Source organism: Bacteroidota bacterium, from assembly GCA_040388375.1.
Taxonomy (GTDB): domain Bacteria; phylum Bacteroidota; class Bacteroidia; order UKL13-3; family UKL13-3; genus JAAFJM01.
The window spans coordinates 49,902-66,633 of the sequence record JAZKBU010000001.1; the positions used below are offsets into that span (position 1 = coordinate 49,902).

Sequence of the window (16,732 nt, forward strand, 5' to 3'; positions counted from 1 at the left end):
CCGATAGTTAACCAGTAGTAACCGCTAAATAATACTCTAACACATCCGACTTGGGCGGTGCTGTGAATGAAAAGCATATAGCAACTGGAATAGCCACCATATCCAATATTGGCTAGGGCGGTTACATGATATTTAACCGATAGTTAACCAGTAGTAACCGCCAATTGTAACCGCTAAATAACACCCCAACACATCCAACCTTGGCGATGCTGTGCATTAAAAACATATAGTAACTAGAATAACCACCACATCCGATATTGGATAGGGTGGTTAAATGGATTTTCAAGTGCAAAAAACAGCAGAAAACGGCAAAATTTGGCAAAAAACGGTAAATTCATACCACTAAATTATACCCCCACCACATCCGACTTTGGCGATGCTGTGCATTAGAAAACATATAGTAACTGAAATTACCACCATATCCAATATTAGCAGGGTGGTTACATTATAATTACCGATTAGTAACCGATAGTTAACCAGTAGTAACCGCCAATTGTAACCGCTAAGTAATACTCCAACACATCCGACTTTGGCGGTGCTGTGCATTTGAAAACATATAGTAATTGGAATAACCGCCCCTATCCGATATTGGCTAGGGTGGTTACACGGTTATTAACCGATTAATTACCGATAGTTAACCAGTTGTAACCGCCACTTGTAACCGCTAAATAATAGTCCAACATATCCGACTTTGGCGGTGCTGTGCATTAAAAACATATAGTAATTGAAATAACCACTATAGCCGATATTGGCTAGGGTGGTTACACGGTTATTAACCGATTAGTTACCGATAGTTAACCACTAGTAACCGCCAATTTAACCGCTAAGTAATAGCCCAACACATCCAACCTTGGCAGTGCTGGTCTTAAAGACATATAGTAATAAGAGTAACCACCATATCCGATATTGGCTAGGGCGGTTACATGGCTATTAACCGATTAGTTACCGATAGTTAACCAGTAAATAACCGCCAATTGTAACCGCTAAATTATATCCCACCACATCCGACTTTGGCGGTGCTGTGCATTGAAATATATAGTAAATGGAATAACCACTATAGCCGATATTGGCTAGGGTAGTTAAACGGATTTTCAAGTGCAAAAAACAGCAGAAAACGGCAAAATTTGGCAAAAAATGGCAAATTCATACCGCTAAATTATACCCTAACACATCCGACTTTGGCGGTGCTGGGCATTAGAAAACATATAGTAACTGAAATAACCACTATAACCGATATTGGCTAGGGTGGTTACACGGTTATTAACCGATTAATTACTGATGGTTAACCAGTAGTAACCGCCAATTGTAACCGCAAAGTAATAGCCCACCACATCCAACCTTGGCGGTGCTGTGCATTTGAAAACATATAGTAATTGGAATAACCGCCCCTATCCGATATTGGCTAGGGTGGTTACATGTTTGTTAACCGATTAGTTACCGATGGTTAACCAGTAGTAACCGCCAATTGTAACCGCAAAAAATATTCCAACACATCCGACTTTGGCGGTGGTGTGCATTAGAAAACATATAGTAAGTGAAATAACCACCATATCCGATATTGGCTAGGGCGGTTAAACCGTTTTTCAAAGTGCAAAAAATAGCAAATTCAGACCGCTAAATCATGCTCTAGCACATACAACCTTGGCGGTATTGTGCATTAGAAAATATATAGTAACTGGAATTACCACCATATCCGATATTGGATAGGGTGGTAACATTATTATTAACCGATAAGTTACCGATAGTTAACCAGTAACCGCCAGTAGTAACCGCTAAATAATACCCCACCACATCCAACATTGGCGATGCTATGCATTAGAAAACATATAGCAACTGAAATTACCACTACATCCGATATTGACTAGGGTGGTTACATGATAATTTACCAATTAGTAACCGATAGTTAACCAGTAATAATCGCCAATTGTTACCGTTAAATAATAGTCTAACACATCCGACTTTGGCGGTGCTGGCCTTAAAAACATATAGTAATAAGAGTAACCACCATATCCGATGTTGGTTAGGGCGGTTACATTGCTATTAGCCGATAAGTTACCGATAGTTAACCAGTAGTAACCGCCAATTGTAACCGCTAAATAATATCCCACCACATCCAACTTTGGCGGTGCTGTGAATTAGAAAACATATAGTAATAAGAATAACCATTATATCCGATATTGGCTAGGGCGGTTACATGGCTATTAACCGATTAGTTAACGATAGTTAACCAGTAATAACCGCCAATTGTAACCACTAAATCATACTCCACCACATCCAACTTTGGCGGTGCTGTGCATTAAAAATATATAGTAATTGAAATGACCATATCTGATATTGGCTAGGGTGGTTAAACCGTTTTTCAAAGTACAAAAAACAGCAAAAAAATAAAGTTTGCAATGGTAGGTGCTTAGCCATGTTACAAAAAAGAATAGTTGAGATGTATTTGTTTGATGGTAATTATACAGCCTCTATCATTGCATGGGTTAAATAAATACTTACCTTATTGTTTACTTCTTCTAATTCTAAGTTATAGTATATAGCGAGTGCTTGCAATCTGCTTAATACTTCTTTATCCGATACTTTTAATACTACTTCGTTTGGACTTATAGTAGCATAATCAATATGGTGGTTACTTATAATATCAATTATTTTGGTAATAACGAGTAGTGTTTGTTGGCTAATAATTTGGTCTAAGTTTACTACTGCTGGTGCTATAACATGCTTATTAGTTTCATTAATTAGTTTTACATAATTATTTACCACTTCATTAAACCTTAAATCTGTTCTGTTTTCTGCATAAAATTGTAAGCTAAAGCTTTTCATTTCAAGGTTAATGGTTTCATAAGTATATATTAAATCCATTTCCCACTTTTCATACTCTTCTAAGTTAACTAACTTATGCGAGTCAACCATACTCATTAGGTCAACTATATACGATAAATGCTTTTCCGTATAAGTTCTTCGGGTTATGGCTTTCTTTTTATTTTCCAGCTCTTGTTGCTTTTGTTCGGTTATAAATAGCAGAAGCAAATCGTTATATTTTTTATTTTGTTTTATTTTATAGCTGTTTGTTTTAAATGATAAAATCATCATAAATGCAAAAAGCAATAAACATATGGCGGTGCCACTTATAAAAACTAAACTAACTGCGTTGCTGATGCTTAAATCCATAATGGGTTAAATAATTGTGTAAAGCCAAAAATAGTGAAATATTAGCCGCTATTCCAAATAAATCATTCAGCATCCAAAACAAATTATTCCATTCTGTTGGTAAACGATTGGCATACATAAATGAACTCAATGTTATAATATAATAAGTTGAAAAAGCGAGTATTACTAGTATTTCATATAGCTTAGCTGTTTCAAACGTAAGCCATTTATAAGCATGAAAAATACACATACACACTATAAAAATACTTTGTGTTACTTTGGCTTCTGACGGGTACAAAGCAGGGTTTTTAATGGCAGCATAAAGCATATATATACTTGTGCAAAACCAAATTATTAAATAAGGTAATCGGTATTTATTAAACTTAGGTTGTGCTGTAAAATACAAGCAGATTAATAATAGCTCTAAAACACTATGAATGCTTGGTAATAATGGATTGCTATAATGAAATTTATTAGCATAAAAAGAAGTGATTTCACCTAAAACAGAAAATAAAATAATAATGGCTAGTAGCTTTACATCTTTTAATAAAAAATATTTAAACCTACCAACGGCTAAAACAGCCGCTGGTAGTATTGAAAAAATAGAAATATATTTTATAATTAAAAACACTAACTAAGAGTTTAATGGATTAGCAGATGAACAACGACTTGGACAAGGTACAGTATAATTAATAGCTAATTCCAACATATCATTTTCTACCGAATTAGCCGCAACTATAATAGGTTTAATATTTCCTTCTGCGTCTAATCCGTTATATATACGTAAACCTTTTGCACCCTCTTGGCTTAATAATTGTTTTATCCACTCTTCGCCTACAAAATTGGCTATAGGTTGGTTAGGAAATGTAGCTCTAAAATTTTTAGTTAATTGGGCTGCATCTTGAATGCTAATAGGTGCGCCCTCGTTTCCGTTAAATGACATAATAATAAATGGTTTTAAGTGAGTGATTAATTGTTTTTTTTATCTTTTATAATTGTCTTATGCAAATGGTGTAAATCGGCAATTATGGTTTTTAGCTCTGCTAATTTGGTTACTTGGTTTAATGGGTTATTTACCCAATTAGGGTCAAGTAAAGTAAGTTGTTCCTCTAACAGCCTATTGCGTTCCATTTCGGCTATTAGTTTTTGTTGTAAAGTAAGCAGTTCATTGTTATCAGGACTTTTAAGTATAGTACCATTACCTGTAATCAACCAGTTTAAATCTATTTTCTCAAACTTATTTGCAATATCCAATAAAATATCAACTGAGGGTTTTTTGTTTGCATCCCTTAGGCGGTTTATTTTTTCGCTTGAGGCATAGGCAAGGCCATTTATAGCAAAATCGTTTATATTTTTATAGCCGTGGGTTTCAGCTATTTGTAAAATACGCTCAAAAAAACTGCTTTTTTTACTCATAGGTAGTTTAAATATACAAACATGTTTGTATAAATTTGATTTTACTTATTTAGCAAGCAATATAAGCAAACAAAAACAGCAAAAACAAATTTCAACCCAACTATATAAGCCCCTTTTAGTGCTTATTAAAAACACTTTTTGCAAAAGCGGCTTTGTAAAAACTACTTTAAAAGGGCTTAAACTTAATACCGTATATTAATTTAACCCTTTATCATACTATGAAAAAACTAAGTATAGCCCCTACCTTTTTAAGCCCCGAAAATTATATGATAGCCAAACTACCCATAGCTATTGATAACCATTATGTACTACAACCCTTAACACGCATTATTAGGTTAGAGGCCGATACTTATTGTACTAAAATTGTTACCACAGACAAAACCTATGTGATAGCTAAAAATCTAGGACATTACGAAAAACTATTACCCGAACACTCCTTTTTAAGGGTGCATAACAAACACATAGTTAACCTTAACTTTATTCATATAATTAACTGCAAAGGACACTGGTGTGTGGAGTTGGTAGATAAAACAGTACTCCAAGTATCGGACAAAAAACAACAACTGCTACTACAAAAACTAGGCATAAAAAACGAACCGTTAGCTGCCAAAGCCCAACCATAATCTAACGCTACCCATCGGTTGGATTTTTTAGTTTAATTGTTTACTTCCGTTTTACTTTGAATGTGTTAATTAAAACCAAACACAAATGAAACACCTAAACAAAACAAACCCTTGGCTAAGTCGTATTAGCCAAACATGGGCTTTTAGTTTAAAAGCCACTACACTACTTTTACTTATGTTTTGCATTACTACCAGTAAAGCCCAAACTAACCCCTGCGGTTGCACCCCTACCAGTACCGTTTATAGTTATACATACAATGACCCAATAAATTGCCCAAATGGTTATATTGATGTGGAATTTACGATGGTACAATGTGGCAGCAGCATAGGCATTTTGTTTAACCAAGCGGTAGGTTATAACCCCCTTGCTGCTTATCCTAACAATTTTTATCCTTGTAATTTTCAAGCTGATTACAAAGTTGCCCAAGATAAAATTCTAAGCATGTATGGTGCAGGCAATAATATTACATTTACTTATTCGGCTGCTTGCAATGCCGTAGTTGAAATGAATTATGGCAATATAACTTGTTACACCTTTCCGCTAGAGGGGCCTCAAACGGGCCAAGCTATACCTTATAACTTAGGTATAGTTAACCAAACGGTAGAGTGTACGGGGGTATCGTGCTGCACCACCGAGTGGATTTTTAACGCAACAACCAACCAGTACCACCAAGCCCCTAATTACCCCGTGGTTAATTGTACCAACTCAAGCCCTGTATTACTTGCTACTTACAAAATGCAGTGTTTAGATAGAAACGGAGTACAACAAAATGTAAAGGGTACGCCAGGAAGAGTTATAGCCCCTTGTTATTCGTTTTGCGACCCAGTGAGTGCTGCGGTTATGTTAAAAACAAACATAAACGATAAGTTTCAACCTATACCAGAGCAAACCAATATAACACTTGCACCTATTCCTGCTACCAGTGCCGTTACTTTTTCAGATACTAAAAACATCAACAAAATTACTGTTTACGATGTAGAGGGTAAAAAAGTATTGGAGCAAAATACCTTTGAGGGCAATAGTATTGATATAAGCCAATTAAAAGCAGGCGTACATTTTGTACATGTATTTTTTAACAATGCCTCGCTGCGTACCATTAAAATCATAAAAGAGTAATTACTACATTTTGCCTTTTAACTGTAAAAACAAGCCTGTATAGGCTTGTTTTTGTTTTTTGTATTGTATATTCGAATGAAGTAATTTTTATATGAAACTAAAATTATACACCCTATTGTTTATGCTCTATTATTTGTGTAATTGTATAAACACACAAGCCCAAGTAAACCGTAGAGAAGAGCGTAAAAATGTACCTTACCGAGCTAACTACCAACGCATGGTAAGCAGTGCTTGCGCCAACCATAGTTTAGAAATAAAAGAAGGTTATATATGGGCATGGGGTAATAATAACTATGGGCAGTTAGGCGATGGTACTAACCTGCAACGCAAAAAGCCAGTACGCATTAGTACTTATAACAATTGGGTATTAATAAGCACAGGCGGCAACCATAGTGCGGCCATACAAGCCAACGGTACTTTATGGACATGGGGTTATAACAACTACGGGCAGTTAGGTACTAATACTTTTTTAAATAAAAACATACCCACCCAAATAGGTGCTGATAGCAATTGGATAAGTGTAGCTTGTGGCAACGATTTTACCTTAGCCATAAAAGCCGATGGTACTTTATGGGCATGGGGTAATAATGACAATGGGCAGTTAGGCAATAATACTTTAGTCAGTAAAGACGTACCTACCCAAATAGGAGTAGCTACCAATTGGGTAGCCATAGGCGCAGGTTATGCACATAGTATAGCCGTACAAGCCAATGGTACTTTATGGAGTTGGGGTAGTAATAATAAAGGGCAATTAGGTATGGGCAATACTAATACTTATACTAGCCCTACCCAAGTAGGAAGCGATAGTATTTGGGTAAGCATAGCCGCAGGGTATGAACACAACATGGCTATAAAAGCCAATGGTACTTTATGGACTTGGGGAGCTAACGATTCAGCCCAATTAGGCGATGGCACATTTCAAAACAAAACCATACCCACCCTTATAGGTACTCAAAGCAATTGGGTAAGTATAGCTGCGGGTAAATACCAAAGTTTAGCCATACAAGCCAACGGTACTTTATGGGCTTGTAATAGCACCTATACTATACCCACACAAATAAGCACTGCCAAAAATTGGGTAAATATATTTGCAGGCCATACCCACAGTATAGCCCTGCAAGCCAACGGTACTCTATGGGCTTGGGGTACTAATACCTTTGGGCAAATAGGCAACGGTACAAACCTTACCGCCACAAACCCAACAGTAATAAGCCAAGCACCAAATGGCTGGCTTATGGTTAGTGTTGCATCTAATAGCAATAGTGGTATAGGTACTAGTATGGGCATAAAAACGGATGGAACTTTGTGGGCTTGGGGCAGTAATTTGAATGGACAGTTTGGCAATGGTACTTTAGCCGCCAGTAATTACCCTATACAAATAGGTACGGCTAGCAATTGGGTATGTGTAGAAATAACTCAATCATATACCATAGCCTTACAAGCCAATGGTACATTGTGGAGTTGGGGTAGAAACAGCTCTTATTTGGGTATAGGGGTTTCTTTTGATAACGGTTTTCAAACTACACCCGTGCGTATAGGTACAGATAGTAATTGGGCAAGCTTTTATGCATATGGGAGTGTATTTGGTTTAAAGGCTGATGGCACTTTATGGTTTTGGGGTTATACGGGTAATACTCCTTATTATATAGATACTTCCGTTACCGAAATTACTACCCCCGTGCAACACAATGCAGCCAGAGATTGGGTAAGTGCCAGCCATATGGGTTCTTATTGTTTATTAAAAGCTGATGGCTCTTTATGGGCAGCAGGAGATAATACTTTTGGACAATTAGGCAATGGTAACTATACCAATGGTACAGGTACTACACTTTCAAGAGTTGGTGATGTTAACCATAAAAACTGGATAAAAATAACTTCTTATTATTATAACTATAATTGCGCTGCGGTACAAGCCAATGGCACACTTTGGACATGGGGCTTTAATTTATATGGGGGGTTGGGTGATGGCACCAACATTAATAGAAATAGTCCTGTACAAATAGGTGCAAATAAGCAGTGGTTATTTATTCGAACTGGAAATGCCATATCGGGTGGTAGAGCCATAGCTGCCAATGGTACTTTATGGGCTTGGGGTGCTAACGATTATGGAACGTACGGCAATGGCTATATGGGTACTTGGTTAGTACCCACCCAAGTGAATAACGATAACAATTGGATAAACATTGCTAATTTAGCTACCCATGCCATAGGTTTAAAAGCACACCGCAATGGTTTTTGTGCGGTAGGGGTAAACGATTATGGACAATTGGGTGATACCACTAACAATAGTACTACCGTTTTTAATTGCGATTTAGGGGTAGCACCTTGCCAAATACCCCCTAAGCCCGTAGCAGATAGTGTAAAAATATGTTTAGGCAGTAGTGCTATTTTAAATGCAAGTGGCTTAGGTGTATTAAGTTGGTATAGCGATTCCATAGATGGCAATTTTTTAGGAGTAGGGGCTAATTTTACGCCACCGCTATTACAAAATAGTACCACCTATTATGTACAAGATAGTACTTGTTTTGTAAGCAATAGGCAACCTGTACCCCTTGTAGTTTTAGCCAAACCCAAAGGGGGTTTTACCATAAACAATAATGTACAATGTATAAAAGGCAATCAATTTGTATTTACCGATACCTCAAACATAGGTAAAAGCCATATAAAACGTATATGGAGTTTAGGCAATACCGATACCGCTTCACTGGCAACGGTAAACAAAACCTATACCCTTACCAATGCTTACGCCATTCTGTTAGTAGTTTACGATACTAATTCGTGTACAGATACCATTACTAAAACCATTCATGTAATAGCCAGTCCTCAATCAGGCTTTATCGTTAATCAACTCAATCAATGCGTAAATAACAACAACTTTATATTTACCGACACCTCAAGTATTAGTATAGGTACACTAAACCGCTCGTGGCAATTTGGCGATGGGGGAACAAGCATAAACACCGATTCAATAAGCCATAAAAAATACAGTTTGGCTAATACCTATTGGGTTAAATTAATTGTAGCTAGCGAAAACGCTTGTAAAGATTCAACACTTAAACGGGTTACGATATACGAAAAACCAACAGTTAAAGCCCTTGCTTCCGATACCCTTATTTGTGCAGGTAATACCATTGTTTTAAATGGAAACGGAGCTAAAAATTATACATGGACAGAGGGTGTTTTAAATGGTATAGCCTTTATACCCACACAAAGCAAAAACTACCAAGTAATAGGTATAGACAGTAACAATTGTGCTGATACCAATACCATACATATAACCCTTAAACCCATGCCCAATATTACTACTACTTGGAGTAAACCAACTATTACCGCTAGCCAAGTAAATGCCAGTTACCAATGGTTAAACTGCAATAGTAATTTTGCGCCCATTGGCGGAGCCAATGCACAAATATTTACCCCTGCTAATAATGGTAGCTATGCCGTAAGTATTAACTTAAATAATTGTATTGATACCTCCGCTTGTGTAGCTATAAATGGTATTGGTATAAACGAAATATACAATAACCCATTAAGCATATACCCCAACCCCAATAATGGTATATTTACCATTAACACAACGCAACAAGGCGAGTATAAAATAAGCAATGAATTAGGGCAAACCATACAAAGTTTTAAAACCTTGTATACCGATAATAGCACCCTAATTGATATAAGTAACCAACCCAACGGCATTTATTTTTTACAGTTTACCAATACGTTTAGTACTTATACCTATAAACTGGTAAAACAGTGAGTATTGTAACTCACAAAACCGTATGCGTTACTAGCATGGAAAAAGCAATACGCATATCCAATTAAAACCCTTAATTACATTTTGAGAAATCGTTACTTATTGTAAATAACGATTTTTTTTCGTTCCGAACGAAGCGTTCGGAGGTCAGTTCCGAACCGTCCCGAACGATTTACTTACTTTCTATATAATGCTAATTACATCTAATTATTTTGAAATTAATAATATTTTATTACTTTTGAGTAATATGGAAGCCACTTTTAAACGATTAATGGAATTATTCCCAACGGAAGCCACTGAAATTGAAAATGTAGATAATGCTTATCCGCTCATTAGTACAACCGTAGTTCCTTTATCATTCACAGGAGTAAATGCACGAACATTTTATGCTTGGAAAGAGAATGGTTTAGTTGATTTAACCATCATGAAAAAACAAGATGAAACAGGGCGAGTATGGATTAAGTTAAACCTATACGAATTTGTTTGGATTAAGATAGTACAGTGTATGCGTGATTTTGGCTTGTCTTATGACCATATCAAAATCGTAAAAGACAGATTTGAAATAAAAACCTACATGGAAATTGTCAATAATTTAGATGAAATGGAGAACATGTGGCGCAATCATTTACATTTTAGTGAAGAAAAGGTACAGGAACTAAGGGATGTTTTCCAAAAGCTTTCAGATATAATGTGTACAGTATATGACGAAAACGACCCCTATGAACAACAAAAAACAGTGTTGTTTAATATGATAATAACAACCATGATGAAACAAGCAAAAAGTTCCATTTTATTACTAAAAGAGAAAGATGGTTTTCGCTCTGATATTATGTTCTATAATGGTATTGAGGATATTGATTCTAGAATGTTCAAAAATATCCGAAAACCTCATTTTGAAATTCCTTTATTAGAAATAATAGAGGAGTTTTTTGACCAGCCAAAGAGTGAAGAGTATGGAATGCAATTGGGATTATTTAATCCAAAAGAGAAAAGGGTATTAGATGCATTGAAAAAAAATGATTTTAAAGAATTACACATTAAAATAGATGATAAAAACGATTTTATAATTGAGGCAATAGAAGAGGGAAATATTACTGATGAACAAGCGGCACAAGTAAGAAAAATGCTTGGATTAGGTAATTACCAGTCTATCAATTTGAAATTTAGGAATGAAAAAAATCTATACTTTAAGAAAACTAGAAGAGTGGAATAATAGTTGCAAAACAAGAGATAAAATAAAAAACACCCGTATTGGTTACGGCTTTAACGAAAACAAAAATTGAAACCTTGTAGCCCAAGTTTTCGGTTACACAGCCAACAACGCTGTTATGTTAAGTTTAGAACAATGTAAAACCATTTTACAACAACAAGGAAACAAGTACACACAAGAAGAAACAAAACAAATTAGAGATTTATTATTGGAGTTAATAGAACTTCAAAACATTCACGTAAACAAAAATTTTGACTATGATAAGGAAAGCGGCATTAATGGCAAGAGTTTCGAGTGACGAACAAGCCAAAGGATATTCATTAGATGTACAATTAAATAGCTTAAACAAGTATTGTGAGCATAATTCAATAACCATTACTAAAGTGTTTAAAGAGGACTATTCCGCTAAAACATTTAATAGACCTGCTTTTAATGAGTTTATTACCTACTTAAAAAAGAATAGGGGTACAATTGATGTACTCCTATTCACTTCATGGGATAGGTTCTCTCGCAATACTTCGGAGGCTTACATGATGATTAACGAATTAAAAAAGCTAGGAGTACAAGCACAAGCCATTGAACAGCCTCTTGATATGTCTATACCCGAAAACAAAGCCATTCTAGCTTTCTACTTAGCATTACCCGAAATTGACAATGACAGGCGCTCTATTAAAGTCAACGGGGGTATAAGGGGCGCAAGAAAAGAGGGCAGAATATCATGCTCCGCTCCAAGGGGTTATTCAAACAAAAGGGATGAATATAACAAACCTATTATTGTCCCCAATGAACAAGCCGTATATATTGCTAATGCTTTCAAACAAATTGCATCGGGTTTAGCCATGCCTTTAGTTATAAAAAATTTGAAAGAAAACGGTATTGTTTTAGTGAGGTCACAATATTATAAACTTTTCCGAAGTCCGATTTATTGCGGACTTATAAGAGTACCAGCAGGGGAAAATGAAGCAGAATATTATATGAAGGGAATACATGAACCTATTATATCGGAGGAGCTTTTTAACAAGGCTCTTGATGTTTTAAATGGTAGAAAAACTGCAACAAACAGGCAAACTGTTACCAGTGAAAAAGACGAATTACCTTTAAGGGGTGTACTTGTTTGCTCAAATTGTAATCACCATATTACAGGTAGTGCTTCACGAAGTAAAACAGGCAAAAGACATTTTTATTACCACTGTAATAAATGCAAAAAGGAACGCTACAAAGCAGATTTAGCAAACCAAGCGGTAATTGATATTCTTAATGGATTTAAAATGTCTAGCGATGTTAAAAACCTCTACCAAGCATTGGTAAAAGAATCATTGGGCGTAAACACCACCAAGCAAGAAAAGCAAGTTAAAACTTTAAAGGAACAAATTAGCCAACAAGAAACACGTTTACAAAACTTACAAGATATGTTAGTGGACAAACAAATTTCTAATGCTGACTATGCCAGTATGAGAAAAAAATACGAGGAAATAAAAGGCAAATTTATACAAGACCTTTCTTACTTAGAACAAGCGGACACTTTTTTACTCGAAAAGCTAAACAAGTCTATACAAGCTATTGCAAACCTTGAAAACATCTATCAAACCTGCGATACCAACTCTAAAATACGTTTGTTGAGTTCGATTTTCCCCGAAAAACTAAGTTTTGATGGTTTCACATGTCGAACTCCAAGAATTAACGAAGTAATTAGACAAACACTCAATATTGACAGGGCTTTGAATGGGGCAAAAAAAAGACAACTCACAAATAATTTGGAGTTGTCTATTCAAGTAGCCTCAACGAGAATCGAACTCATATCAAATGTTTAGGAAACATCTATTCTATCCATTGAACTATGAGGCCATAAAAAAACAAAAGCTAATATAAAATTAGCTTTTGTTTAATACTATAAGAAAGAAATGTACTAGTTAGCTTTTAAGCCTAATACTTCTGACATTTTTGAACCTATTTCTGCAGGTGAATCAACTACGTGTACACCACACTCTGCCATAATTTTCATTTTAGCAGCAGCAGTATCATCGTGTCCGCCAACAATTGCACCGGCATGACCCATTCTACGACCTGCAGGAGCTGTTTGACCGGCTATAAAACCAACTACTGGTTTTTTGTTTCCATTGGCTTTAATCCAACGGGCAGCATCTGCTTCGTAGCTTCCGCCAATTTCACCTATCATAATAATAGCATCTGTTTCAGGGTCGTTCATTAATAACTCTACTGCATCTTTGGTTGGTGTTCCAATAATTGGGTCGCCACCAATACCTATAGCGGTAGATATACCTAAACCTGCTTTTACTATCTGATCGGCTGCTTCGTATGTTAATGTTCCTGATTTTGAAACAATACCTACTCTACCTTGCTTAAATACAAAACCCGGCATAATACCTACTTTGGCTTGTCCAGGTGTAATAACACCCGGGCAGTTTGGACCAATTAAAGTACAACCGCGTGATTTGATGTATTCTTTTACCGGAATCATATCGGCTACCGGAATTCCTTCTGTAATACAAATAATTACTTGTATACCTGCTTCTGCTGCTTCCATAATGGCATCAGCGGCAAATGCCGGTGGCACAAAAATAATAGAAGTATTTGCCTGAGCTTGGTCTACTGAATCTTTAACTGTATTAAATACGGGTCTATCTAAATGTATTTGACCACCTTTACCGGGGGTAACGCCACCAACAACGTTGGTACCGTATTCTATCATTTGTTGGGCATGGAAAGTACCTTCACTACCGGTAAATCCTTGTACAATTACTTTTGAATCTTTGTTTACTAAAACTGCCATTTTGTATTTTTAAAAAAGTGTGGGCAAATATGCTATTTTATTTATATAAAACTAGCTAACAATCATCAATTTTTAGGTAAAACGTTAATTTAACCTACAAATTCCATTATCTTACTAATTAACAAATCTTTACTGATTGGTTTGGTCATGTATTCGTTAATACCGGCATGCAAACTCTCTTTCATTTCTTTCGGTTCTGCATTGGCTGATAATAAAATAATTGGCACTTCTTTATCCAACGACAACTCATCTCCATGGCGGATGTATTTTGCCAGTTCTATACCTGTCATATCGGGTAGTTCTATATCTATTAAAACGATGTCGAATGTTTTCTCTGCCAACCTTGACATGGCCATTTTACCATAGCTAGCTGTTGATATATCGAAACCTTTACGCTCTAATATTTTATGTAGTGTAAAGCTGTTTACTTCATCGTCCTCCACTATTAAAACATTTATACTCTCCGGTGCTTTTGTTTGTCTAACGGGTTGGTCTGCATTTGTTTTGGCAGAGTCTATTAAAACATCAAACGTAACAGTAGCCGTAGCACCTACATTGGTATTGTTGGCTAGCTCAAACTTGCCTATCAGTTTTTCTACAAACTTTTTAACTATAAACAATCCTAAACCAAAGCCTTTACCTATGTTATCATTTTTGGTAAATGGCATAGACAATTCTTTTAAGTTTTTACCCTGTAAGCCTCTGCCTTCGTCACTCACCTGTAACTGAATGGTAGCATAGGTTTCGTGTTGGTTAACATTGGTATCAATCAGTTTAATTTCAATTTTTATTACTCCCTGGTAACTTGCATTAAAAGCATTGCTTAACAGGTTTTGTACTATGGTAGCTACCTTTAGTTTATCACTAATTACATAGGTTGGTAAATCGGACGAAATAAGTTGTGTAAAGAACAAGCCTTTTTGTTTGCACATGGAATCAAACGGAATAAAAATGCTTTGCAACATTTCCATCAGGTTAAATGGTGAGTCTATGGCTTCATCGTTTTTGGAATCGATTTGCATATAACTCACTATATTATTCATGCTAAACAACAACTCGTTGCCACTGGCTCTTATACCTCCTAAATGGTCGCGTAATTCATTTATATTTTTACTATCGTTGGCTAAGTAGCTATAGTTTATCAATGAGTTTAACGGGGTACGTAACTCATGGTTTATTCTGTTTAATATATTGCTTTTGGCGGCTGAGGTTAACTCTAAAGTTTTTCTCCTTTTGTTTTGGTACATGAAATAAAACACCAAAACACCCAATAAAACCAAGAACAAAATAACAAAGGCTAAGCCAAGCAGAATTACATTTTTACGCTGCACGCTTACCTTTTGTTCGCTTAATGTTTGCTTGGCGGTATTGTTTTCTACGTTTAGTTTTTTAATGGTTTCGTTTTGCTTGGCTTTATAATAGCTTGAGTGTATATTTTCTACTTCGGCTCCTTTTGCTGCATTCAGTACCGCATTTTCTTCCGACTCTTTCATGTAGTAAAACGCCTTTTTGGTATCGCCCATTTTTTCGTATACGGACGATAATAAACGACATGCGTCTACATATTCTATTTTATAATTATTTTCTTTGGCAAGCTTAAGGGTTTGCATACCGTAGAATAATGCGCTGTCGTACTTATTTAATTTAATATATACGGCTGATAGGTTATAGCTTGACAGGGCTAAATCGTTTATAATACCTAATCTTTTATCTATTTGATACGACTCTGCATAATAAGGAAATGCTTTACGTGGATTTTTAAATGATATGGCGTAAATAGCTCCTATATTGTTTAATACGGCTGATATTTCTCTTTCTAAATTATGTCGTTTAAACACATCAATAGCCTGACTGTAATAAAACAGGGCTCTATAACCATCGCCTTTGTATTTGCTAATATTACCCAAGTTATTAATACTTTTTGCAGTAGCTACTTCATCGCCTAATTTTTTGTTGTATTCGTATGCTTTTGTAAAATAAAACTCTGCTTTTAAGGTATCGTTCAAATCAAAATACAGGGAGCCTATTTGCATGTTGGCATTGGCTATTCGTAAAATATCGCCTGCCTTTTCGCCTGAACTTAAAGCGCCTAAATAATAGCGCATGGCTTTTGAATAATCTGACTGTATGTAATACAAATTACCCATGTTTTGGTAGGCCCAAGCTATGGTTACTAAATCTTTTGATTTAAGTGCTAATGACAAGCCAAACAGGTAATGTATTTTTGAGTTTTTATAATCGCCTTTATCCCTTTCCAACTGACCTAAAATAATATTGGCTCCGGCCAGTCCTTTATCGTATCCTAATTTGTTTGCCAGGGTTAAAGCCTGCTCCGCATAGGTGCGTGTTTTTAAAACATCTTGCTTTCTAAGTATTTCGGCTAAGCTTACGTATATATCAACCAACTGACTTTCCTTAGCGTAAGGAAGCAATGACTCTAAACTATCTTTTTTGTTTTCGCTTTGGGCAACTACTTTATTGTTAACCGTAAGTGATAACAACATTACTATTAGCCAAATGTATTTATTTTTCATAACTTTATAAAAGCAGCACAAAGTATATAAAAGAAATGAATATGGAAACTATTTAATGATAAATAGCGCATAAAAATTTCATTTATTGGGTAAACAAATTCTTTGTTGTTTTCTTATTTAATTTGAGTTTAATATTATAA

At 35.6% G+C, this 16,732-nt stretch carries 12 protein-coding genes and 1 tRNA gene; 5 read left to right on the top strand and 8 right to left on the bottom strand.

Translation table 11 applies throughout. From position 1 onward, the window contains the following. Positions 1–1,889 precede the first annotated feature (1,889 nt). The 5 genes from V4538_00210 to V4538_00230 form a co-directional block, all read right to left on the bottom strand. Positions 1,890–2,108 carry a hypothetical protein gene (locus V4538_00210; GenBank protein MES2379431.1) on the bottom strand — a complete coding sequence of 73 codons (219 nt, stop codon included), beginning with the start codon at positions 2,106–2,108 and terminating at the stop codon, positions 1,890–1,892. 349 nt (positions 2,109–2,457) lie between these two features. Continuing rightward, complete coding sequence (locus tag V4538_00215; GenBank protein MES2379432.1) at positions 2,458–3,171, bottom strand: hypothetical protein; 714 nt, start codon at positions 3,169–3,171, stop codon at positions 2,458–2,460. Beyond that, positions 3,143–3,781, bottom strand: a complete 639-nt coding sequence (locus tag V4538_00220; protein MES2379433.1) for a hypothetical protein — start codon at positions 3,779–3,781, stop codon at positions 3,143–3,145. Before V4538_00220 ends, V4538_00215 begins: the two co-directional genes overlap by 29 nt. Positions 3,782–3,784: 3 nt before the next feature. Beyond that, positions 3,785–4,093 carry a hypothetical protein gene (locus V4538_00225; GenBank protein MES2379434.1) on the bottom strand — a complete coding sequence of 103 codons (309 nt, stop codon included), beginning with the start codon at positions 4,091–4,093 and terminating at the stop codon, positions 3,785–3,787. Positions 4,094–4,119: 26 nt separating this feature from the next. Next, complete coding sequence (locus tag V4538_00230) at positions 4,120–4,566, bottom strand: hypothetical protein (GenBank protein MES2379435.1); 447 nt, start codon at positions 4,564–4,566, stop codon at positions 4,120–4,122. Positions 4,567–4,784: 218 nt separating this feature from the next. Here V4538_00230 and V4538_00235 point away from each other — a divergent pair, with 218 nt between their 5' ends. The 5 genes from V4538_00235 (at position 4,785) to V4538_00255 (ending at position 11,565) form a co-directional block, all read left to right on the top strand. Further along, positions 4,785–5,189: a LytTR family DNA-binding domain-containing protein gene (locus V4538_00235; GenBank protein MES2379436.1), complete on the top strand. Its 405-nt coding sequence runs from the start codon at positions 4,785–4,787 to the stop codon at positions 5,187–5,189. Positions 5,190–5,274: 85 nt separating this feature from the next. Further along, complete coding sequence (locus tag V4538_00240) at positions 5,275–6,306, top strand: T9SS type A sorting domain-containing protein (GenBank protein MES2379437.1); 1,032 nt, start codon at positions 5,275–5,277, stop codon at positions 6,304–6,306. Positions 6,307–6,397: 91 nt separating this feature from the next. Continuing rightward, complete coding sequence (locus tag V4538_00245; GenBank protein MES2379438.1) at positions 6,398–10,060, top strand: T9SS type A sorting domain-containing protein; 3,663 nt, start codon at positions 6,398–6,400, stop codon at positions 10,058–10,060. A 244-nt stretch (positions 10,061–10,304) separates the two neighbouring features. Beyond that, a complete protein-coding gene (locus tag V4538_00250) occupies positions 10,305–11,270 on the top strand; it encodes a hypothetical protein (protein ID MES2379439.1) in 966 nt (321 codons plus the stop codon). A 115-nt stretch (positions 11,271–11,385) separates the two neighbouring features. Further along, positions 11,386–11,565, top strand: a complete 180-nt coding sequence (locus V4538_00255; protein MES2379440.1) for a hypothetical protein — start codon at positions 11,386–11,388, stop codon at positions 11,563–11,565. 1,475 nt (positions 11,566–13,040) lie between these two features. Here V4538_00255 and V4538_00260 read toward each other — a convergent pair. The 3 genes from V4538_00260 to V4538_00270 form a co-directional block, all read right to left on the bottom strand. Beyond that, positions 13,041–13,112: transfer RNA gene (locus V4538_00260), tRNA-Arg, on the bottom strand. 61 nt (positions 13,113–13,173) lie between these two features. Beyond that, positions 13,174–14,058, bottom strand: a complete 885-nt coding sequence (gene sucD / locus V4538_00265; GenBank protein MES2379441.1) for a succinate--CoA ligase subunit alpha — start codon at positions 14,056–14,058, stop codon at positions 13,174–13,176. 89 nt (positions 14,059–14,147) lie between these two features. Next, positions 14,148–16,592, bottom strand: coding sequence for a response regulator (locus tag V4538_00270; GenBank protein MES2379442.1), 2,445 nt, complete (start codon positions 16,590–16,592; stop codon positions 14,148–14,150). Positions 16,593–16,732: the final 140 nt, after the last annotated feature.

What these genes read in the sequence shown, in the direction of transcription:
- V4538_00225 (MES2379434.1), bottom strand. Translation starts at nt 4,093, where the DNA reads ATGTCATTTAACGGAAACGAGGGCGCACCTATTAGCATTCAAGATGCA.
- V4538_00215 (MES2379432.1), bottom strand. Translation starts at nt 3,171, where the DNA reads ATGGATTTAAGCATCAGCAACGCAGTTAGTTTAGTTTTTATAAGTGGC.
- V4538_00250 (MES2379439.1), top strand. Translation starts at nt 10,305, where the DNA reads ATGGAAGCCACTTTTAAACGATTAATGGAATTATTCCCAACGGAAGCC.
- V4538_00230 (MES2379435.1), bottom strand. Translation starts at nt 4,566, where the DNA reads ATGAGTAAAAAAAGCAGTTTTTTTGAGCGTATTTTACAAATAGCTGAA.
- V4538_00270 (MES2379442.1), bottom strand. Translation starts at nt 16,592, where the DNA reads ATGAAAAATAAATACATTTGGCTAATAGTAATGTTGTTATCACTTACG.
- V4538_00255 (MES2379440.1), top strand. Translation starts at nt 11,386, where the DNA reads ATGTTAAGTTTAGAACAATGTAAAACCATTTTACAACAACAAGGAAAC.
- V4538_00245 (MES2379438.1), top strand. Translation starts at nt 6,398, where the DNA reads ATGAAACTAAAATTATACACCCTATTGTTTATGCTCTATTATTTGTGT.
- V4538_00235 (MES2379436.1), top strand. Translation starts at nt 4,785, where the DNA reads ATGAAAAAACTAAGTATAGCCCCTACCTTTTTAAGCCCCGAAAATTAT.
- V4538_00240 (MES2379437.1), top strand. Translation starts at nt 5,275, where the DNA reads ATGAAACACCTAAACAAAACAAACCCTTGGCTAAGTCGTATTAGCCAA.
- sucD (MES2379441.1), bottom strand. Translation starts at nt 14,058, where the DNA reads ATGGCAGTTTTAGTAAACAAAGATTCAAAAGTAATTGTACAAGGATTT.